Below are 17,411 nucleotides of genomic sequence, written 5' to 3'. Positions count from 1 at the left end.
ATTTTATTTAGTTTCAATCCATTCTAATTTATCAATACTCACTCCCATATCTGGGTAAACCACACTAGAAATATACCACTGTCCGTCTTCTCCTTGAAAAATTTCAGGAGCGTGCGCATTTAGTATTGTTATTTCTTTTTCGCTATCTGTTCCGAAATTTGAAATATCATCTGATGCATATACGTGCGCATTATGTGTGTATGCTCCCATTAAGCTAACCCTATCCCATTGTCCTTTTTTCCACGAACACACAAAAAGATAAAAAGTATTGTTATGAAAAATAACCGATGGAGATTCAGGGTCAAACTCATTGGTTGTTAGTACCGTTTTAGCCTCGCTCCATTCAATTAAATCTTTTGAAGTTCTCATACGAACACATTTTTCTGAACAATATGTCATATAATAGATTCCATTATGTAGTATTAAATTTGGATCACGTGCTCCTTTTTCTTCTTCAAACAGTGTACCTCTTGGGGTCCATTTATACAAATCTGGCGAGGTTGCTAAACGTATTGGACTATGACCATACACCATATAATACAAACCACCTTTCTTCACAATATAAGGAGCGTGATTCGCAGGAATTTCTCCTGGACGTTCTTTAGGAGTTAATACTTTTTTTAAATCTTTATAATGATGTTCTTTAACCGTTTTTTTGAAATTTGATTTTGATGAAACAGCATGAAAAGAAGCATATTCACCTTGATGAATATTACCCAATTTAGGATCGGTATATGGGTGTGTAATTCCAAATATATGCCATAAACCATCTTCTGCTTTTACAAAACAATGATCGTTTGGGATCCAGCGGTCGTACCATTCTCCTTCTTTTAATTCCTTAGTATTTGGTCCAAAAAAATAATCTCCTGCTGGTTGATAAATTTCAACATAATTGTTGGCTTGTTTTGGCACTAACACCTTATTTGTTTGCGCATTTACTTGGTTAAACACCAATACAGACAGTACAATAAAAACGATTTTAAGTTTCATATTACATTTATTTAATGCTCAGCTGCTTTAATCTTTTTTTGAATTAGGATACTTATAACGTTTCTGCGCTAAAACTTTTCCTTCGGAAGGAATTTGCCACTTATCCGTTCTAAAACAAGCAACTGGCAATCCATTTCTATCTATTAAATTTGAAACAGGCTTGTTAGACCAAGCGTATCTTACTGCCTCTGGGTTTTTAATTCCAACTGAACTCACCTCAACTTTATTTTTACCAATAATTTTAGCATCTGCCCAAACAAATTTTTGATTTTCTCCAGCAATTGAAAACCCCTTCACAATACTAGAATTAAAGGCATACAAACCTTGATCTATATTATCAAATTGGATAGTTATTTTGTTTCCTTGAATCTCCATTGATTTATATCTAGGACTTCTACCTTCAATTTTAAAATTATAAGTATCGTCTAAAGCTAAACGGGCAAGACGATTACCCATTTCTTGCTTGTTTCTATAATGAATATCATTTCCTTCACCTACATCCATAGAAATTACTTCTCCTGTGTTTGGTAACGATAATGTTTTTGACATTCCTTCACGCAATTCGGCCCAAGAACTATTTTCAGGCTCTAAATCAGGTTCTTTCATACTTGCAATTTGAATCCAATAAAAAGGAAAATCGCCATTTTTCCAACGTTCTCTCCACGAATTAATCATTATTGGAAATAACTCACTGTATTGATCACCTCGTCCAAGATTACTTTCACCTTGACACCAAATTGAACCTCTAATACCATAGCCAATTACTGGGTGAATTACTCCATTATATGCATTTGCAGGTCTATTTTGTCCAATTCTAATATCTCTAGGAGGACGTTTTTTTTGCCCAGGTTTACCTGCCTTTTCCCAAGCTTCATATTTTTTGGTATAATCAATTAACATTTGATCTGTAAATTGATTAATTCTCCAATCCCAATCTTCTAAAAACTCTTTATGCTTGTACTTTTTTTCGATAGCATCTCTTGGAATCCAAGATTCTAAGGAAGATGCTCCCCAAGAAGCATTTATCAATCCTACAGGAACATCTAAAATTTGATGTAGTCTTCTTCCAAAAAAATAACCTGCAGCTGAAAACTTTGGAATTGTTTCTGAACTACAAGCTACCCAATTTGCTTCCTTTATATCTGTTTGAGGTTCTGAGACTCCAACTAAAGGAATACTGATAAGTCGTATTTTAGGATAGTTTGCTGAAAGCATTTCAAGCTCAGCATGATTAGAATTTTCTACACTCCATTGCATATTAGATTGTCCTGTACATATCCACACTTCACCAATAAGAATATCTTCAAAAACAATTTTATTCTCTCCTTCAACAATCATTTTATAAGGTCCACCAGCTTTCATAGCATCTAATTGAATTCGCCATTCTCCTTTGCGATTGGCAACCGTTTTATGCAACTGGCCAGCAATTGACACTGTTATTTTCTCCCCAACATTCGCAGTTCCCCAAATTGGATTTTGTTGATGACGTTGTAACACCATGTGGCTACCAAAAACATTGGCTACCTTAACTTCTGCATGAAGCACAATAGTACTGATACAAAAAAGAAATACGAATATTAATTGTTTTTTCATTACTTAAAATTTTGTTTATTATTATTCGCCTATAAAGTCATTAATGTCTGGCACCCAAGTACGGTTATACTTTTTTACTGTTTTGAATTCAAAATATTCAGCCTTTGAATTAGAATCTAACTTTTTGGCTAATCTGTTAAGCTCTTTAGGCTTTGTATTTGGCCAAACTCCTTTTTCTATTCGTTGCTTCACCGTTTCAATAGCTGCCAGCCATTCCCCAACAGAAAATGTGCAATGTCCCCAACGATTTACATAAGCACTGCGAAAAAGTTTTGAATATCCATTTTTAACCACTAAATCTTCATAACCTTTAACCATTGCTGGATATACTAAACCATCTCCACTAGTACTCAATCGTAAAAATGGAATTTTAGGTTCTCCAATATGTGTACGTCCAGGTTTACTCCACCATTTTTTTGCTGAAGCATCAGCTTTAATCCTAGGAAAGTTATTCACCTTTTTAATATCGCTTTTTAGGCTAATTCCAGCTTTCTTGTATAAATCTTCAACAGTTTTTTTATACAACTCATTACCGTTTTCATAAAATTCTCTATAATCTACATCTGTATTTCCTTTTATTTGTCCTGGTGCAGCAAGTTCAATCATTGTAGTTCCAAAAGTTCCTCTATTTGGTAAAAGACGAACCAAACTTTCATACATGCTATTTTGTAATTCTATAGTATTATTCAAATTTGGGTTAGGAACAGGTGCTTCTCCTTTTCCTCCCCAAGCTTGCCATTGTCCAATTGTTATTGCCAGAGCGATTCTAGCACGACCTTCTGGAGTTTTTTGCGCAGCTTTCACCACGTTTTCCCAATCTTTTGCGATACTTTGCATTTCAGCACCTTTAAGAGGAATTTCTAAAATAGGAAGTTCAGGTGCCAAAAGTGCCTTTAAAACAAATAATGCATCTAAATGCGTATTTGCCATCCAAGGACTTGTTGCTCCACACAATGCAATTGCACCATCTATTCTATCAGGATGAATTTCAGCCATGGCAATAGTAATTGTGCCTCCACCTGAGCAACCTAATTGAATAGTTTTTGAAGGTTTTCCAAAATTGGCTTCAAATATATCTAATACAGAAATTATATCATGTATTTCATGAGCAGGATCGTATGCTTTCATTCTACCTGGGCGCCTTTTTGTTCCTGATAAAGCATATCCCATTTCTAAGAGTTTTACATTGCGTTGAGAATCTGCAGATTTATAATAATCTAAATCACTAAGTAAAATTCCATTCCAATTTTTAGGTACTCGGATTCTATATAAAGTTCCTCGAATTGGAATTGAGTCGGCCAACTCTACAAAAATTCCCTTAGGGTGAGATTTAAACTTTTCAGACAAATCAGGTAGATGCCAATTTTGGTCTTCACCTTGAGCCGAAACTACTGTAAAAAACAGTAAATTACTCACCAATAAAACAAGAAACATTAAACTATTTCCCTTAATTGAATATCTATTATTTAGCTTCATATTTATTTTTTTACAACTTTTACTCTCTTCCCCCATTCAAACCATCTCGCTTTCATTTCTGAAAGTCTTTTTGGATATTTTACTGCTACATCAATTTGTTCTGTTGGGTCTTTTTTTAAATTAAAAAGCTCCCATTTTTTTCCATCTTTATCTTTAGACCAAGCAACTTTCCAGTTTCCTTTTCGGTATGCTTTATTGCTTCCGTGTTCCATAAACCATTCATCTCTATTTAAGTTTTCACCTTTAAATACAGGCATTAGACTTAACCCTTCCATTGGTTGAATTTTATTTCCGTTATATGAAAGTGGATAACTAGTATTTGATATATCAACAATGGTTGGCAATACATCTATAATACTAGCTACATCTTTTTTTAGAACATTCTTTTTTTTAAGCTTTTTAGGCCAATGCATAATAAATGGTGTTGCTACACCACCTTCATGACCTGATTTCTTAAATTTTCGATAAGGTGTATTACTTAAATTAGCCCAAGATTCGCCATAACTCATATACGTAGTAGCTGGTCCAGACATAAGATTTGAGACATTTCCTGGAGTAACTTTTTTTCCTTTTAAAGTAACAGTAACTTCTTTTTCGCTCACCCATTTTTCAACACCTTGTAGTGTTTCAGCACAGCCTCCATTATCCGATAAAAATATAATTAGTGTATTTTCAAACTCGCCTTCCTTTTTTAACTTGTCAATAATTCTTCCAATTCCTTGGTCCATATTATCAATTTGAGCTGCATAAGTTTTCATACGTTGAATTTCCCATTCTTTGTTTTCAACAGAATTCCATTCTGTAGCTCTAAAGTCTCGCTGACTAAGTTTGGTGTTTTTTGGAATAATTCCCATTTTTTTCATTCTTACCAAACGTTCTTCTCTTAAAACATCCCAACCTTTATCAAAAACACCTTCATATTTTGCAATGTCTTTTTCTAAAGCATGCAAAGGCCAATGTGGAGCAGTATAAGCCACATAAAAGAAAAATGGTTTATTTGCTTTTTGTTTAAAATGTTTATCGAGAAAAGTTACTGTAGAATCGGATATAGCATCGGTGTAATAAAATTTATCATCTGGTTTTAGCTTAACATTTTCATTATTATTTGTTAATGTATAAGGATCAAAATAGCTTCCTACACCTTTTATAGTACCGTAAAATTTATCAAAACCACGTTGAATTGGCCAGTTATGAATATCATCGTTAGTATTAGAATCTGCCACATGCCATTTACCTGTCATGTACGTGGCATAGCCATTTGTTTTTAATGCTTCTGCAATTGTTACACATTTATTATTCAAATCTCCATAACCGTGACCAACCATACCGCCAACTCCTACTTGATGTGGATACAAACCAGTTAACAATGCCGCACGCGTTGGGCAACACCTAGCATTATTGTAAAATTGAGTAAACCGGACTCCATTTTCAGCTAGTTTGTCTAAGTTTGGCGTTTTAATTTCACCACCGTAACAACCAATATCTGAAAAACCCATATCATCTGCCATTATTAAAACAATATTGGGTTGTTTCTGAGCAAATAATTGAACTGCTAACAGTAGTAATAAAATATTCAGCTTACGCTTCATAATGTGAGTCTTAAAATTTTACTTTGTTAAAATGTCTTTTTCTAATTCTGCATCAAAACGTTGCATTTTTTTCAACAGTTTTTTTGCTTGTTTAGCATTTAAGTCTATTACATTTTTAGATTCAGACTTGTCTTCTTTTAAATTGAACAGCTTAATTTTAGTATCTTCTTCAGTAAGCTTTCGCCAAGAAGCTTTTCTATAACCTTCAATTAAATATTTCCAATCACTTAAACGAACACCATCAATTTTAGTGGAATTAGAACCATAGAAATACATTTCTTTTCGAGGTGATTTTTTAGATTTCCCTTCTAAATATTTTGAAAGATTATAACCGTCAAAAACTCTATCTTTTGGCATAGAAATTCCTGCATATTTTGCTATTGTTGGAAAAATATCTAACGAAGAAACAATCTCATCACTTACAACGCCAGCTTTTACTTTATTTGGTGCCCAGAAAATTGCAGGTACTCTTTGTCCGCCTTCATAAGTATCAAACTTTCTTCCTTTTAATGGCTTTGCTGAACCGTGACTATTTGGACCATTGTCTGAAGTAAAAATAACGATGGTATTTTCATCCAATCCGTTTTCTTTTAAAGCTTTGAAAACTTCACCAACACTCCAATCAATTTCCTGAACAGCATCGTAAAACGGTGTTGTTCCGCTTGAACCTTTAAACTTATCACCAACAAAAATTGGTACGTGTGGAAATGAATGGGCTACATATAAAAAGAATGGTTTTTCTTTATTTTTATTAATAAATGAAACGGCTTCGTTTGTGTATCGCTCGGTTAACGTAGTTTGATTGGTTGGATATTCAACTATTTCATTTCCTCGCATTAAAGGTGGCTTGTTTTTTAAACTCTTTTTAGCATCTTTGTTTCCAGAAGCATCCACCAATTGCATATCTGAATGCATTTTCTCCAATGTATAACCATCATTTAAAACAATATTTGGAGAAATATCAATACCTGATGCAATTGACATATTATTGCTATAAGGAATCCCAAAATAAGAATCAAACCCTTGATTTAAAGGTGAATACTTCTTATCGTGACCTAAATGCCATTTACCCACCAAAGCTGTAGCATAATTTTTCTCTTTCAACAATTCTGCAATTGTAATTTCTTCTGTTGGTAATCCTTTTTCATTTTTCTTCGGAAATAAAACTCTTGGAATACCAACTCTTTTTGGCATTCTACCAGTTAACAGAGCTGCTCTTGAAGGCGAACAAACTGAAGAAGCTACATAAAAACTTGTCAATTTTACACCTTCATCAGCCATTTTATCAATGTTTGGTGTCTTTAATTTATTTGAGCCAAAACAACTTAAATCTTCATAACCTTGATCATCTGTAAAAATGATGATGAAATTTGGTTGCTTTTGAGCATTTATACGCTTTGACCCTAGAAAACAGCAAAGAATAATAATTATAATTCTAAACTTCATAATAAACTATTTCAGTTTAATTTTATAAACTATAGCAGCATCACCTTCAGCAGGTTTATTTTTTGGTGAAGTAACTACCAATCCTTTTGAAGTTTTTTTCCACTTAATTCTTTCTTTTGAACCTAGAACAGAAATAGATCTAATTTTTAAATCCTTTGCTTTTCCTGCAAAAGTTTTTAGTGTAATTTCTTTTTTAGAACCTGGCCAACCTAATTGAATTGCATATACATTTTTACCATTTTTTGTATAACGAACATCTTGACTATTTAAGCTATTTAAACCTGCTTTAATAGAACCATAAGCATTCCAATTATCATTAGGATTTCTCTTTAATTCCGTTGGCCCTTGTCCAAATTCAACAAAAGGTCTTGTGTTGTATATAGATTCTCCATATAAATTTAACCAAGCACCTATACCTTCCATTGCTTGTGCTTGTTCAATTGGAATTACACCTTCTGCCATTGGAGCTGCGGCTAAAATCATAACTCCATTTTTACTTACAACTTCAGCAAGAATTCTAATTGCTTTTTTAGGATCTAAAGCGGTACGTTTGTCTTTGTTATATCCCCAAGAGCTTCCTAATTGAAAATCCGTTACCCAAACAAATGGTGTAATATCTACCATTGTAGCTCGCTCTACATTAACAACAGCTACATCGGTAGGGAAAAAGTCTCCTTTTGTATTTACTACAACTTCTTTGTTTAATTCTTGTGCTTTATTAAAATAATTAGCCAAAAATTGCTGACGATAATTTTCTTGCACATACCCTTGAGCAAAATCCATCCAAATATAATCTGGACAATATTCTTCTATTACTTCATCTAATTTTCCTAACCAAATATCACATTCTTCTTTATAAGACATTGTTCCATAAAGTGCACGATACTTTGGATCTTGTGGAACTTCAGGGTTTTTATAAACCGCGTTATGCTCACTTAACGGACGAAGTGCACTGTTTTCCTTTTTTGGAAAAAACATCATATGAAAACCGTGATGAAAAGTTGTCATAAATTTTAAATCACGACTTTTTACTTCTTTAGCAATTTGTTTTACAACATCAATTTTAGGCCCTTTATCTTTTGAATTCCAAGGGTTCACTTTACTTTCCCATAATGAAAAACCATCGTGATGTTCGGCAATGGTTCCAATAAATTTGGCTCCCATATTTTCGAACATATCTACCCAACGTTTTGCTGAAAATTTTTCAGCCTTCCATTGCGGAATAAAATCGTGGTAATGCACATCTCTTCCATATGTTTTTGTGTGGTAATCGTAAATGTCTTTTCCCCAAGTTTTTCTACGGTCTTTCTCGTACATAAATCTACCGTACCATTCATTTCCATTTGCTGGAACATTGTAAACTCCCCAGTGAAAATAAACTCCCAATTTAGCATCGGCAAACCACTCTGGTGTTACTTTATGTTTTTTTAAACTCTCCCACTCTGGCTTAAATTTTTCTTGTGCGTTGGTTAAAGTAACTGTAGCAATAATTGCTACTATTAATGTTATTACTCTATTTTTCATATTATAGTCTTAATTTTATATTCTGATTAGTATATTCTTGTTGTTTTTTCTTGATTTTTCTGATAATCAACATCACGTTTTCCAATAGGCAACAAATGTTTTTTATCCAAGCCATTGAAGTAATACGGATAGTTATCCCAAGGTGCTTTACCTTCCATTCTAGGATCTCCCGTTTCTTTTAGGTATTGAAAAAGTTCTGCTTTTAGCTCTTTACATAATTCTGCATATTTTTCATTTGAAGCCAGATTATGTAAGTTATATGGATCTTCTTTTACGTTGTATAATTCTATTTTAGGGCGTTTTGCAAACTGTAAATCGAAATAATATTTAGTTGGCTCACTATCCTTATTTTCAATTAAATGTGTGCGTGAAGGACTAGCATCAACCTCTCCGTAAAATCCTTGATGAGGCGAGAAAAAATCTGGATCACCACCTGGATATCTACTTGGTTCAAAATTTACCATATATAAAAAATCTCCTTTTCGAATGGTACGCACTGGATAAGTCAATCCTTCTGGCCTACAATATGCGTGACGTTCTAAAGCTGTAAAAACTCTATCTCTTTTTTTATCTACTTGTCCGCTTTTTTCAGAAAATAAAACATCTAAAAAGCTTTTCCCTGTTGTTCCTTTAGGAATTTCTAATCCAACTGCTTCTAATAATGTTGGAGCAAAATCTGTAAAACTTATAAAGTCATCTACTGTAGCTCCTCCTTTAATTTTATTTCCCCAACAAATTGCTAATGGCATATGTGTTCCATAATCATAACAACTAGCTTTTGCACGAGGAAATGGCATTCCATTATCTGCAGTTACAATAATTATGGTATTTTCTAGTTCTCCAGCTTCTTCCAAAGTTTTAATCATTCTTCCTAAATGAGAATCAAACCATTCAATTTCATAATAATAATCTGCAATATCACTTCTCACCAAATCATTATCAGGTAAAAACCCAGGTACTTTAATTTTAGAAATGTCCTTCCCTGATTTTACTCCAATTCCAGGATTGTATTTTCTGTGTGCTTCGTGAGATCCATACCAGAAAAAGAAAGGAGCATCTTTGTCTTTTTTAGACAAAAATTCATCAAAATTCCCAGCATAATCTTTATTAGACATAAACTGCGGAACTTTATTTCTTATCTTATTGTACTCAGGAGCCAAAGGTTGTGCTTGATATGGTTCTTTGTGACTTGCCGGCATATAGCCTTTACCACTGTAGCCAGTAGCATAACCTATATTTTTTAATGCCGTTGAAAATGTAGGGTATTCTTTTTTCAGGCCACCAAATAATAAACCTCCTTCTTCTAGCTCCCAAATGTTTTTTCCTGTTAAAATTGAAGCTCTTGATGGCGCACAAGATGAAACATTACAATAGGCATTGTTAAATAAAACACCACTATTTGCAACTCTATCAAAATTTGGTGTACTTAATTCTGCAGTTCCATTTATTGAAGTATGAATAAAACTTACATCATCAGCAATACAAAATAGAAGGTTTGGTTTTTTTTCAACCTTTTTAGATTGACAACTAGTATTTAGTGCTATTACACTTAACAGAAGTAAAATGATTTTACTTTTATACATTTGTTTTAAGTATTATAATTATTACTTAGGATCTACTGGATGCAAATTTTTAACAGCATCTGAAGGAAGATCAATTGGTCTAATAAACGGATTTCTTAATGGTGGCATTTCATTTCTATGCGCTATAAAAGCCCCAAATAAATCTTGCATCGCTTCAGGATTTTCTCGACTTACATTTGTAGTTTCAGATACATCATTTTCTAAATCGAATAAATAATGCTTGTTATCTTCAATGTATAATTTCCATTTTCCACTTCTTACTGCACCCATTCGATTTGCATACCAAAATAAATAATCGTGTGGTTCTTCATTCGCATAACCTCCTTGTAAATAAGGTAAAATATTTACGCCATCTAAATGCGTGTTTTCAGGCAACTTTACATTTGCTGCAGAACATAAAGTTGGATATAAATCTAACGTGCTTACCGTTTTTTCATACGTAGTATTTTGCTGTAAATGCCCTGGCCAACTCATTATATAAGGAATACGGATACCTGCTTCTCTAAAAATTCCTTTGTAGCCTGAAAGTCCACCTCGTTGTCCCATAATATGATATGGTGAATTGTCTGGCCACCAATCAGGTTCTTGAAAATGAATAGGATTCATAGGTCCATTATCACTTAAAAATACTACAATTGTATTTTCACGCAATCCTTCTTTATCTAAATAATCTAAAATTTTCCCAACATTATCATCAATTGCCAACACCATTGCAGCATACAATTTCATTGATTCAGATTTGATATGTTTAACACGTTTTCTATCAACCTTTTTAGCTTGCAGTGGTGTATGTGGTGCGTTAAAAGCTAAATAGAAAAAGAACGGATTCTCTTTATTTTTATTAGCTTCAATAAATTCAATAGTTTGTCTTCCACATCTGTCTGTTATATATTCCTCGCCCTTTCTATCTGGCCCCCATTGTGTCATAGTCCAACCTCCTTTTGGTTTTGGATGACCATCAACTCCTCCATAGTTTCCTGTTTCATCAGGAAAATAGTTACATCCTGCTGAAGTTAAAGAAAACTCGTGATCAAAAGTAGTTTTTGGATAGGTTGGAATACCAATTTTACCAGCCATTGCAGTTACATAACCAGCTTCGGAAAATGCTTGGTTGATATAACGATGCTCACTTGGAATTAATGATTTACGTTTTTTATCTTTTTGACCAGGCAAGCCATATGTATCGTGATTCCATTGTACTCCAAAACGTGTTTGATATGCACCTGTTAATAATCCGTGACGACTTGGTGAACACACCGATGACGATACATAACCATTCGTGAATTTGATTCCTTCTTTTGCAAGACGATCAATGTTTTTGGTTTCAAATAATTTTCCGCCATAACAACTTGGGTCTCCATAACCTAAATCATCAGCATTAATTATAATTATATTTGGACGTTTTGTTACTTTATTTTGAGCTGAAATAAATTCAACCGAAATAACAACCACTAAAACGAATAACTTAAATACTTTAAAATTCATTATATTTTATTTAAAATTAACTCCAATTTTTTCACTTAACTTTTGAATATTTTTCTCTTTTAAATCCATTGGATTGTAATTCAATTCCAATTCCAACGGTAAATAATAAGCTAATGAAGACCATCCAAAAAATGGATTCATACCTAAACCTTCACCAGTCTCAGCATTAAAAAACTCACGTGTACTTTTATTATTTAATACCAGATTATAGGTTTTGTGAGCAATCTCTTTTGCTAAATCTTTATAACCATAATCGGTTAATCCGTGGCAAATCATATAATTTGTAGGTATCCAAGTTGAACCTTTCCAATTACATCCTTTTTGCCCTTGATAATTTTGACGGTAATCTGGTTCTGTTAAGGCATAACCAGGAACAGGAAACTTTGTCCAAAACTCTTTCGGGTTTTTTAAATGTTCCTCAACCATACGTTTTACTTGTTCTTTTGAAGCAACTCCTGCCCATATTGGTGTAAAACACGAAACTGACTTTACATAAGTTGTTTTTCCGTTTTCCTCATTTCTATCATAATAAAAACCTGATTTTTCATCCCAAAGGTGCTCATTAATCAGGTTTTTCAATTTTTCAGCGTGTTCTAAATATCCTTTAACATCTTTCTTCTTCCCTATTTTTTTGGCAATTACAGCCATTGCTTCTAATTCACGAACCAAGTAACAGTTTAAATCTACTCCTTCACTTAAACCTAACGTTCGTGTGTTTTGGTTATCCATTCCACTATGGTCTGCTGCTCCAGACCAACTTCCTTTTTGTTGTCCAGACCAATATGCTAATCCATTTTTATCAGTATCGTATTCAAACCAATGTTTTAAATACAATTGTGTTTTTTCGTAGTATTTTTTTGCCCATTCCCAATTTCCAGTTTGACGAGAACCCAACACAATTATTTGTGCAATAAAAGGCTTAAAATGGTGGTCGGCTCCAAAGTTTTTTGAACCAAATGAACGTTTTATAAAACCATCAGGATGTTGTATTGCAAAAAAGCCTTCTAAATTATCGAAGTTGTATTTTGAAATTCCATAATAAGACATGTAGATATTCTCGAAATATAAATCCCAATCGTAAAATTGCTCGTATCTATATCCAGTTAACAATTTTTTATTTGTAATAACAGTATCTAATAAAATTCCGTAAGATTCAATATCTTTATTTAGTTCCCTTAATCTTGTTTTTAAGATGATAGAATTGGTATCAAATTTTTTGTTAATTGGAATTTCTACTGACTGCTTTTTTTGTGCATTTACATTTCCGAAAAAGAATATTACTGCTAATGCAAAAATTATTGAAAACTTGTATTTCATATTTATTTGGTTTTTGTGCTTCTACAATTTAGGTTCATTTTTTAGTACAAAAAATTAAGTACCCATATGTGGCAAATAATTAATCAAATGTTCTATTTTTCAATCTATCTAGATAAAATTCAACAAGAACAATTCTTATTAAAATATTTAGACTGATTTAAAGGCATTACACCTACTATCTCTAGCTAAATTAACTATATAAGCACAAAAAAACAGGGGTGAAAATTGTATAAAAGGCAGGGGTATTCTATTTTAGACTAGTTTAAAGCCTATAAACGCTATTGAAAACAGAAATTACTGAATAGCTTTCTTTTTATATTCTGAAGGTGAAACTGAGAACTCATTTTTAAAGCAGTTTCTAAAATATTTTAAATCGGTAAAGCCAACTTCGTAGGTTACATCACTTACAGAATATCTTCCTGTTGAAAGTAATTTTGCGGCTCTTTTTAATCGGATGGATCTAATAAAAGCAGCGGAAGTTTTACCTGTTAATGCTTTTAATTTTTTATTTAATACAGTTTGTGTCATTCCACATTCTGAAGCAATAAATTGTACGGTTAATACTTCATCTGTAATTTTAGACTCAACAATTTCAAGAATTTTAGTCAATAACTTATCATCAACTTTTGTTGTAGAAAATTCAGAAGGCTCTATCTCTAAAGTACTTTTAAATTTTTGCTGAAGCAATTCTTTATTTTTAATTAAAGTTTCTATTTGAGCTTTTAAAACTTCTAAATTAAATGGTTTTTCTACATAAGCATTTGCGCCTAAACTATAACCTTTTACTTTATTATCTGAACTTGTTTTTGCTGTTAATAGTATGATAGGAATGTGACTTAAATCTATAGTGGTTTTAATAGTTTTACACATTTCAAAACCATCCATTTTGGGCATCATAACATCACTAATAATTAAATCTGGAAAATGTTTTGTACATTGTTCAATACCTTCTTCTCCATTTTCAGCTTCAAAAATTGTATACCTACTACTTAAGCTATTCACTACAAACTTTCGCAATTCAATATTATCTTCAACAATAAGTAATGTTTGCTTATTAATGTTATTTTCATTTTCTGCTTCACTTATAAAGCTTACTTCTTCTTTTTCAACCTCTACAGGAACATTGAACTGAGAATAATTTTCTTTTACTAATAACTCTTTATCGCTAAAATGCTCTTTCCCTTTTAATAAAGTTACAATAAATTTGGTTCCTTTTCGCTCTTCGCTAATTAACTGAATTGTACCGTGATGCATTTCAACCAAACCTTTGGAATAGGACAAACCAATTCCGGTTCCTTCAACTTTATCATCAATTTTATCTGCTTGAAAAAACCTATTGAATACAAACTCCTGTTTTTCTTTTGAAATACCAATTCCATTATCTTCTACAGAAATAAAAACATTATTTTTTTCTTCTTCAACTTTTAGTGTAATACTTCCGTTTCTGTTTGTAAATTTAAATGCATTGGATAATAAATTCATCAATACTTTTTCAAGTTTATTGGCATCAAACCATAATGGTAAATTATGTGATAGGTGCTTAAATGTAAATTCAATTTCTTTTTGTTCAGCTATAAAATTGAATGAAGTCATAACTTTTTGAATAAACCCAATTAGATTTCCTTCACTTGCTTTTATATTTATTTTACCTTGTTCAAATTTTCTAAAATCCATTAATTGATTTACCAACCTTTGCAAACTAATGGCATTTCTATTAATAATCTCATAATTTTCTTCAACCTTTTCAATGGGCATTGACTCTTTTTCTTTCAGCAATTTAGCTATGGGACCAATAATTAATGTTAATGGCGTTCTAAACTCGTGTGAAATATTTGTAAAAAATTGAAGTTTCATTTGTGAAAGTTTTTGAATTTTTTCTTTCTCAAAACTTTCCATTTCCAATTTACTTTTGCGCTGTACTCCAATTATTGTAAAACGCCTAAAAAACCACAATGCCAGTGCAAATAACAATACATAAATAGCTATTGCAAAACCCGAGAAATACCACGGTGATTTTACAATTATTGTAATTGATTTCGGGTTAGTATTCCAATGTCCATCACTATTTGAAGCAATTACATTTAAGGTATATTTTCCTGAATTTAAATTCGTGTATTTCGCAAATCGAGTATTCGAATTTACCGAAACCCAAGCATCATCAAAACCTTCTAGTTTGTATTTGTATTGATTTTTACTTGGCGAAGCATAATGCAAACCTGAAAAATAAATGGTAAAACTGTTTTCTTGGTACTTGAGTTCTAATTCATCTAAACTATTAATTGATTGGTTTAAAATAACTCTGCCTTTATACTCATCGCCTACACCAATTGGTTGATTTAGAATTTCAAGATCTGTAAAAACAACTTTATTAATAGTTGTATCGAGCGATATTTTATTCGGAAAAAATGTATTGAATCCGTTAACTCCACCAAAAATCATTTCTCCAGATGCACGCTTGTAACAAGCAAAATCTCTAAACTCAAAATCTTGTAAGCCATCGCTTACACCAAAATTTCGAATGCTTTTATTTTCTGGATTAAAGCGGCTGATTCCTTTATTTGTAGAAATCCATAAATTTCCTTTTTCATCTTCTAAAATGCCTTTTATTGCATTGTTTGGTAAACCATTATTTGTTGTTATTGTTTCAAAATAATGAGTTCCATTTTCGCCTTCACATAATTTATTTAAACCACCACCCAAAGTACCAATCCATAAGTCTCCTGTTGAAGTTTCAAATAAGGGTAAAATATAATTATGGCTTATGCTTTTAGGGTTATTAATATCATTTTTATAAACTTCAAAACTGAGTTTATTCTTTAACTTATCTTCAAACTTAATTTTGTTTAAACCTGCTGAAGTTCCAACCCAAATATTACCGTTTTTATCTTCTAAAATACTTCTTACAATATTTGCAGACAATGAATTATTTTTTCCTTCAGCAATAAATCTAGTTTTTAAATAGTTTCCATTTTTGTCCAATTTTAATCGCCACAACCCTTTGCCGTAGGTTCCTATCCAAACAACACCAGTACTATCAATTAATATTGAAAAAACAGCGTTTATTCCATTAAAACTATTCTTAGGTAAAGAAATTTCTTCGCCTGTTTTAGCACTAAATATTTTAATTCCAGCTGGTAAACCTACCCAAACTCTATCATTTTTTTTATCAAGGCTTAACACCGTAACAAAGCTATGGTTGGGTAAAATTGAAATAAAACCTTTATTATAATTATTTTTATGTTCTTTTGGAAGGAAATTCAACCCTCCATTTTCAGTTCCAACCCATAAATTCTGATAATTATCTTCTAAAACCGATCTAACTGTTTTATGAGATAAACTACCTTTATTTTTTGTTGCTGTATAATGTTTAAAAAATTGACCTTTTGGATTGTAAACTTCAACACCTCCACCACTTGTACCTATCCAAATTAATCCTGAATTATCTTTTAATAAGGATGAAACATTATAGTTCATAAAATCATTCTTTCTCGAATTCCATTTTATACTATTTGAACTAGCCGAAATTGTATTTTCTTTAGATAAATTGTAAACAAAAATTCCCTTTTTAAAAGAAGCTACCCACAAATTATTATCATCTACAAAGATTGATTTTCCACCAATAACATTTGGTATTTTATGTGCGCTACTCTCTTTTTCTTTAAATTGATAAACGCCATCATTATTGGAAAAAAATAAGTTATTACCCCATTGTGAAATATAAATTACAGATGTTTCCAACTTAAACTCCTTTTCTAATTCAAATGTTTTTGGGTTCAATTTTAAAAGTCCATTCGAGGTACCAATCCATACAATACCGCTTTTATCTTCAAAAAATGTTTGTGGAGAATTTACAAGGTTTTTATTTTGAATAACACTCTCAATCTTATTGTTTTTAGAATTAATAATTTCAATTCCATTATTGGTTAGCACCCAAATATTCCCTCTACTATCGGCCATCAATTTTAAACTTCCGTTTGAAGCAAAAATTTCGGGATTATTACCCTTATTAATAATGGATGTAAATTTATTTGTTGAAATATTGTATTTACTAACACCGTTATCTAGTGAACCTACCCATAAATTCCCTTGTTTATCTTCAACTATTGAATTTATAATATTACTACGTAATCCTCCTTGTTCTCTAGGCTCTTTTCTAAATACTTTAAAATTATATCCATCATATCTATTCAATCCGTCATTAGTACCAATCCAAATAAAACCTCTACTATCCTGAAAAATATAATTAACATCGTTTTGAGAAAGCCCATCTAAAGTTGTCAATTTATGAAACTCCGTTGCACTCAACCCAAAAGTTAATAGATAAAAAAGAAATATAAAAGCATATTTTTTCATTAGGGTAAATTTCGTGTTTTTTGTTGAATCTAAAGAAAATAAATTTAGAGAAATA

The 17,411-nt window shown here is 31.9% G+C and carries 10 protein-coding genes; all 10 read right to left on the bottom strand.

Features of this window, described 5'->3' with window-relative positions; all coding sequences use genetic code 11:
• Window positions 1-3 precede the first annotated feature (3 nt).
• The gene (locus BLU40_RS02390) at window positions 4-990 is read right to left on the bottom strand and encodes a family 43 glycosylhydrolase (protein WP_090119346.1); all 987 of its coding nucleotides are present in this window, start codon (window positions 988-990) and stop codon (window positions 4-6) included.
• A gap of 27 nt (window positions 991-1,017) precedes the next feature.
• Window positions 1,018-2,583: a sialate O-acetylesterase gene (locus BLU40_RS02385; protein WP_090119344.1), complete on the bottom strand. Its 1,566-nt coding sequence runs from the start codon at window positions 2,581-2,583 to the stop codon at window positions 1,018-1,020.
• A 21-nt stretch (window positions 2,584-2,604) separates the two neighbouring features.
• Window positions 2,605-4,059 (bottom strand): alpha/beta fold hydrolase, encoded by a 1,455-nt coding sequence (locus BLU40_RS02380; RefSeq protein ID WP_139170909.1) that lies wholly within the window; start codon window positions 4,057-4,059, stop codon window positions 2,605-2,607.
• 2 nt (window positions 4,060-4,061) lie between these two features.
• On the bottom strand, window positions 4,062-5,648 hold the full coding sequence (locus tag BLU40_RS02375) for an arylsulfatase (RefSeq protein WP_090119340.1): 1,587 nt from the start codon (window positions 5,646-5,648) through the stop codon (window positions 4,062-4,064).
• Between the two features lie 18 nt (window positions 5,649-5,666).
• Window positions 5,667-7,094, bottom strand: coding sequence for a sulfatase family protein (locus BLU40_RS02370; RefSeq protein ID WP_090119338.1), 1,428 nt, complete (start codon window positions 7,092-7,094; stop codon window positions 5,667-5,669).
• Between the two features lie 6 nt (window positions 7,095-7,100).
• Complete coding sequence (locus BLU40_RS02365; RefSeq protein WP_090119336.1) at window positions 7,101-8,618, bottom strand: alpha-L-fucosidase; 1,518 nt, start codon at window positions 8,616-8,618, stop codon at window positions 7,101-7,103.
• A gap of 26 nt (window positions 8,619-8,644) precedes the next feature.
• Entirely contained in the window at window positions 8,645-10,201 is a 1,557-nt protein-coding gene (locus BLU40_RS02360) for a sulfatase family protein (protein WP_090119334.1), read from the bottom strand.
• A 21-nt stretch (window positions 10,202-10,222) separates the two neighbouring features.
• Window positions 10,223-11,686, bottom strand: a complete 1,464-nt coding sequence (locus tag BLU40_RS02355) for a sulfatase family protein (RefSeq protein WP_090119332.1) — start codon at window positions 11,684-11,686, stop codon at window positions 10,223-10,225.
• 6 nt (window positions 11,687-11,692) lie between these two features.
• Complete coding sequence (locus tag BLU40_RS02350; protein ID WP_090119330.1) at window positions 11,693-13,003, bottom strand: MGH1-like glycoside hydrolase domain-containing protein; 1,311 nt, start codon at window positions 13,001-13,003, stop codon at window positions 11,693-11,695.
• A 294-nt stretch (window positions 13,004-13,297) separates the two neighbouring features.
• The gene (locus tag BLU40_RS02345) at window positions 13,298-17,356 is read right to left on the bottom strand and encodes a hybrid sensor histidine kinase/response regulator transcription factor (RefSeq protein WP_090119328.1); all 4,059 of its coding nucleotides are present in this window, start codon (window positions 17,354-17,356) and stop codon (window positions 13,298-13,300) included.
• Between the last annotated feature and the right edge of the window lie 55 nt (window positions 17,357-17,411).

Origin of the sequence: Lutibacter oricola (genome assembly GCF_900106565.1) — a bacterium.
In the GTDB taxonomy this organism is placed as follows: domain Bacteria; phylum Bacteroidota; class Bacteroidia; order Flavobacteriales; family Flavobacteriaceae; genus Lutibacter; species Lutibacter oricola.
The sequence above is the reverse complement of the archived record's forward strand: the minus strand, read 5'-3'. Positions and strand labels throughout refer to the sequence as shown.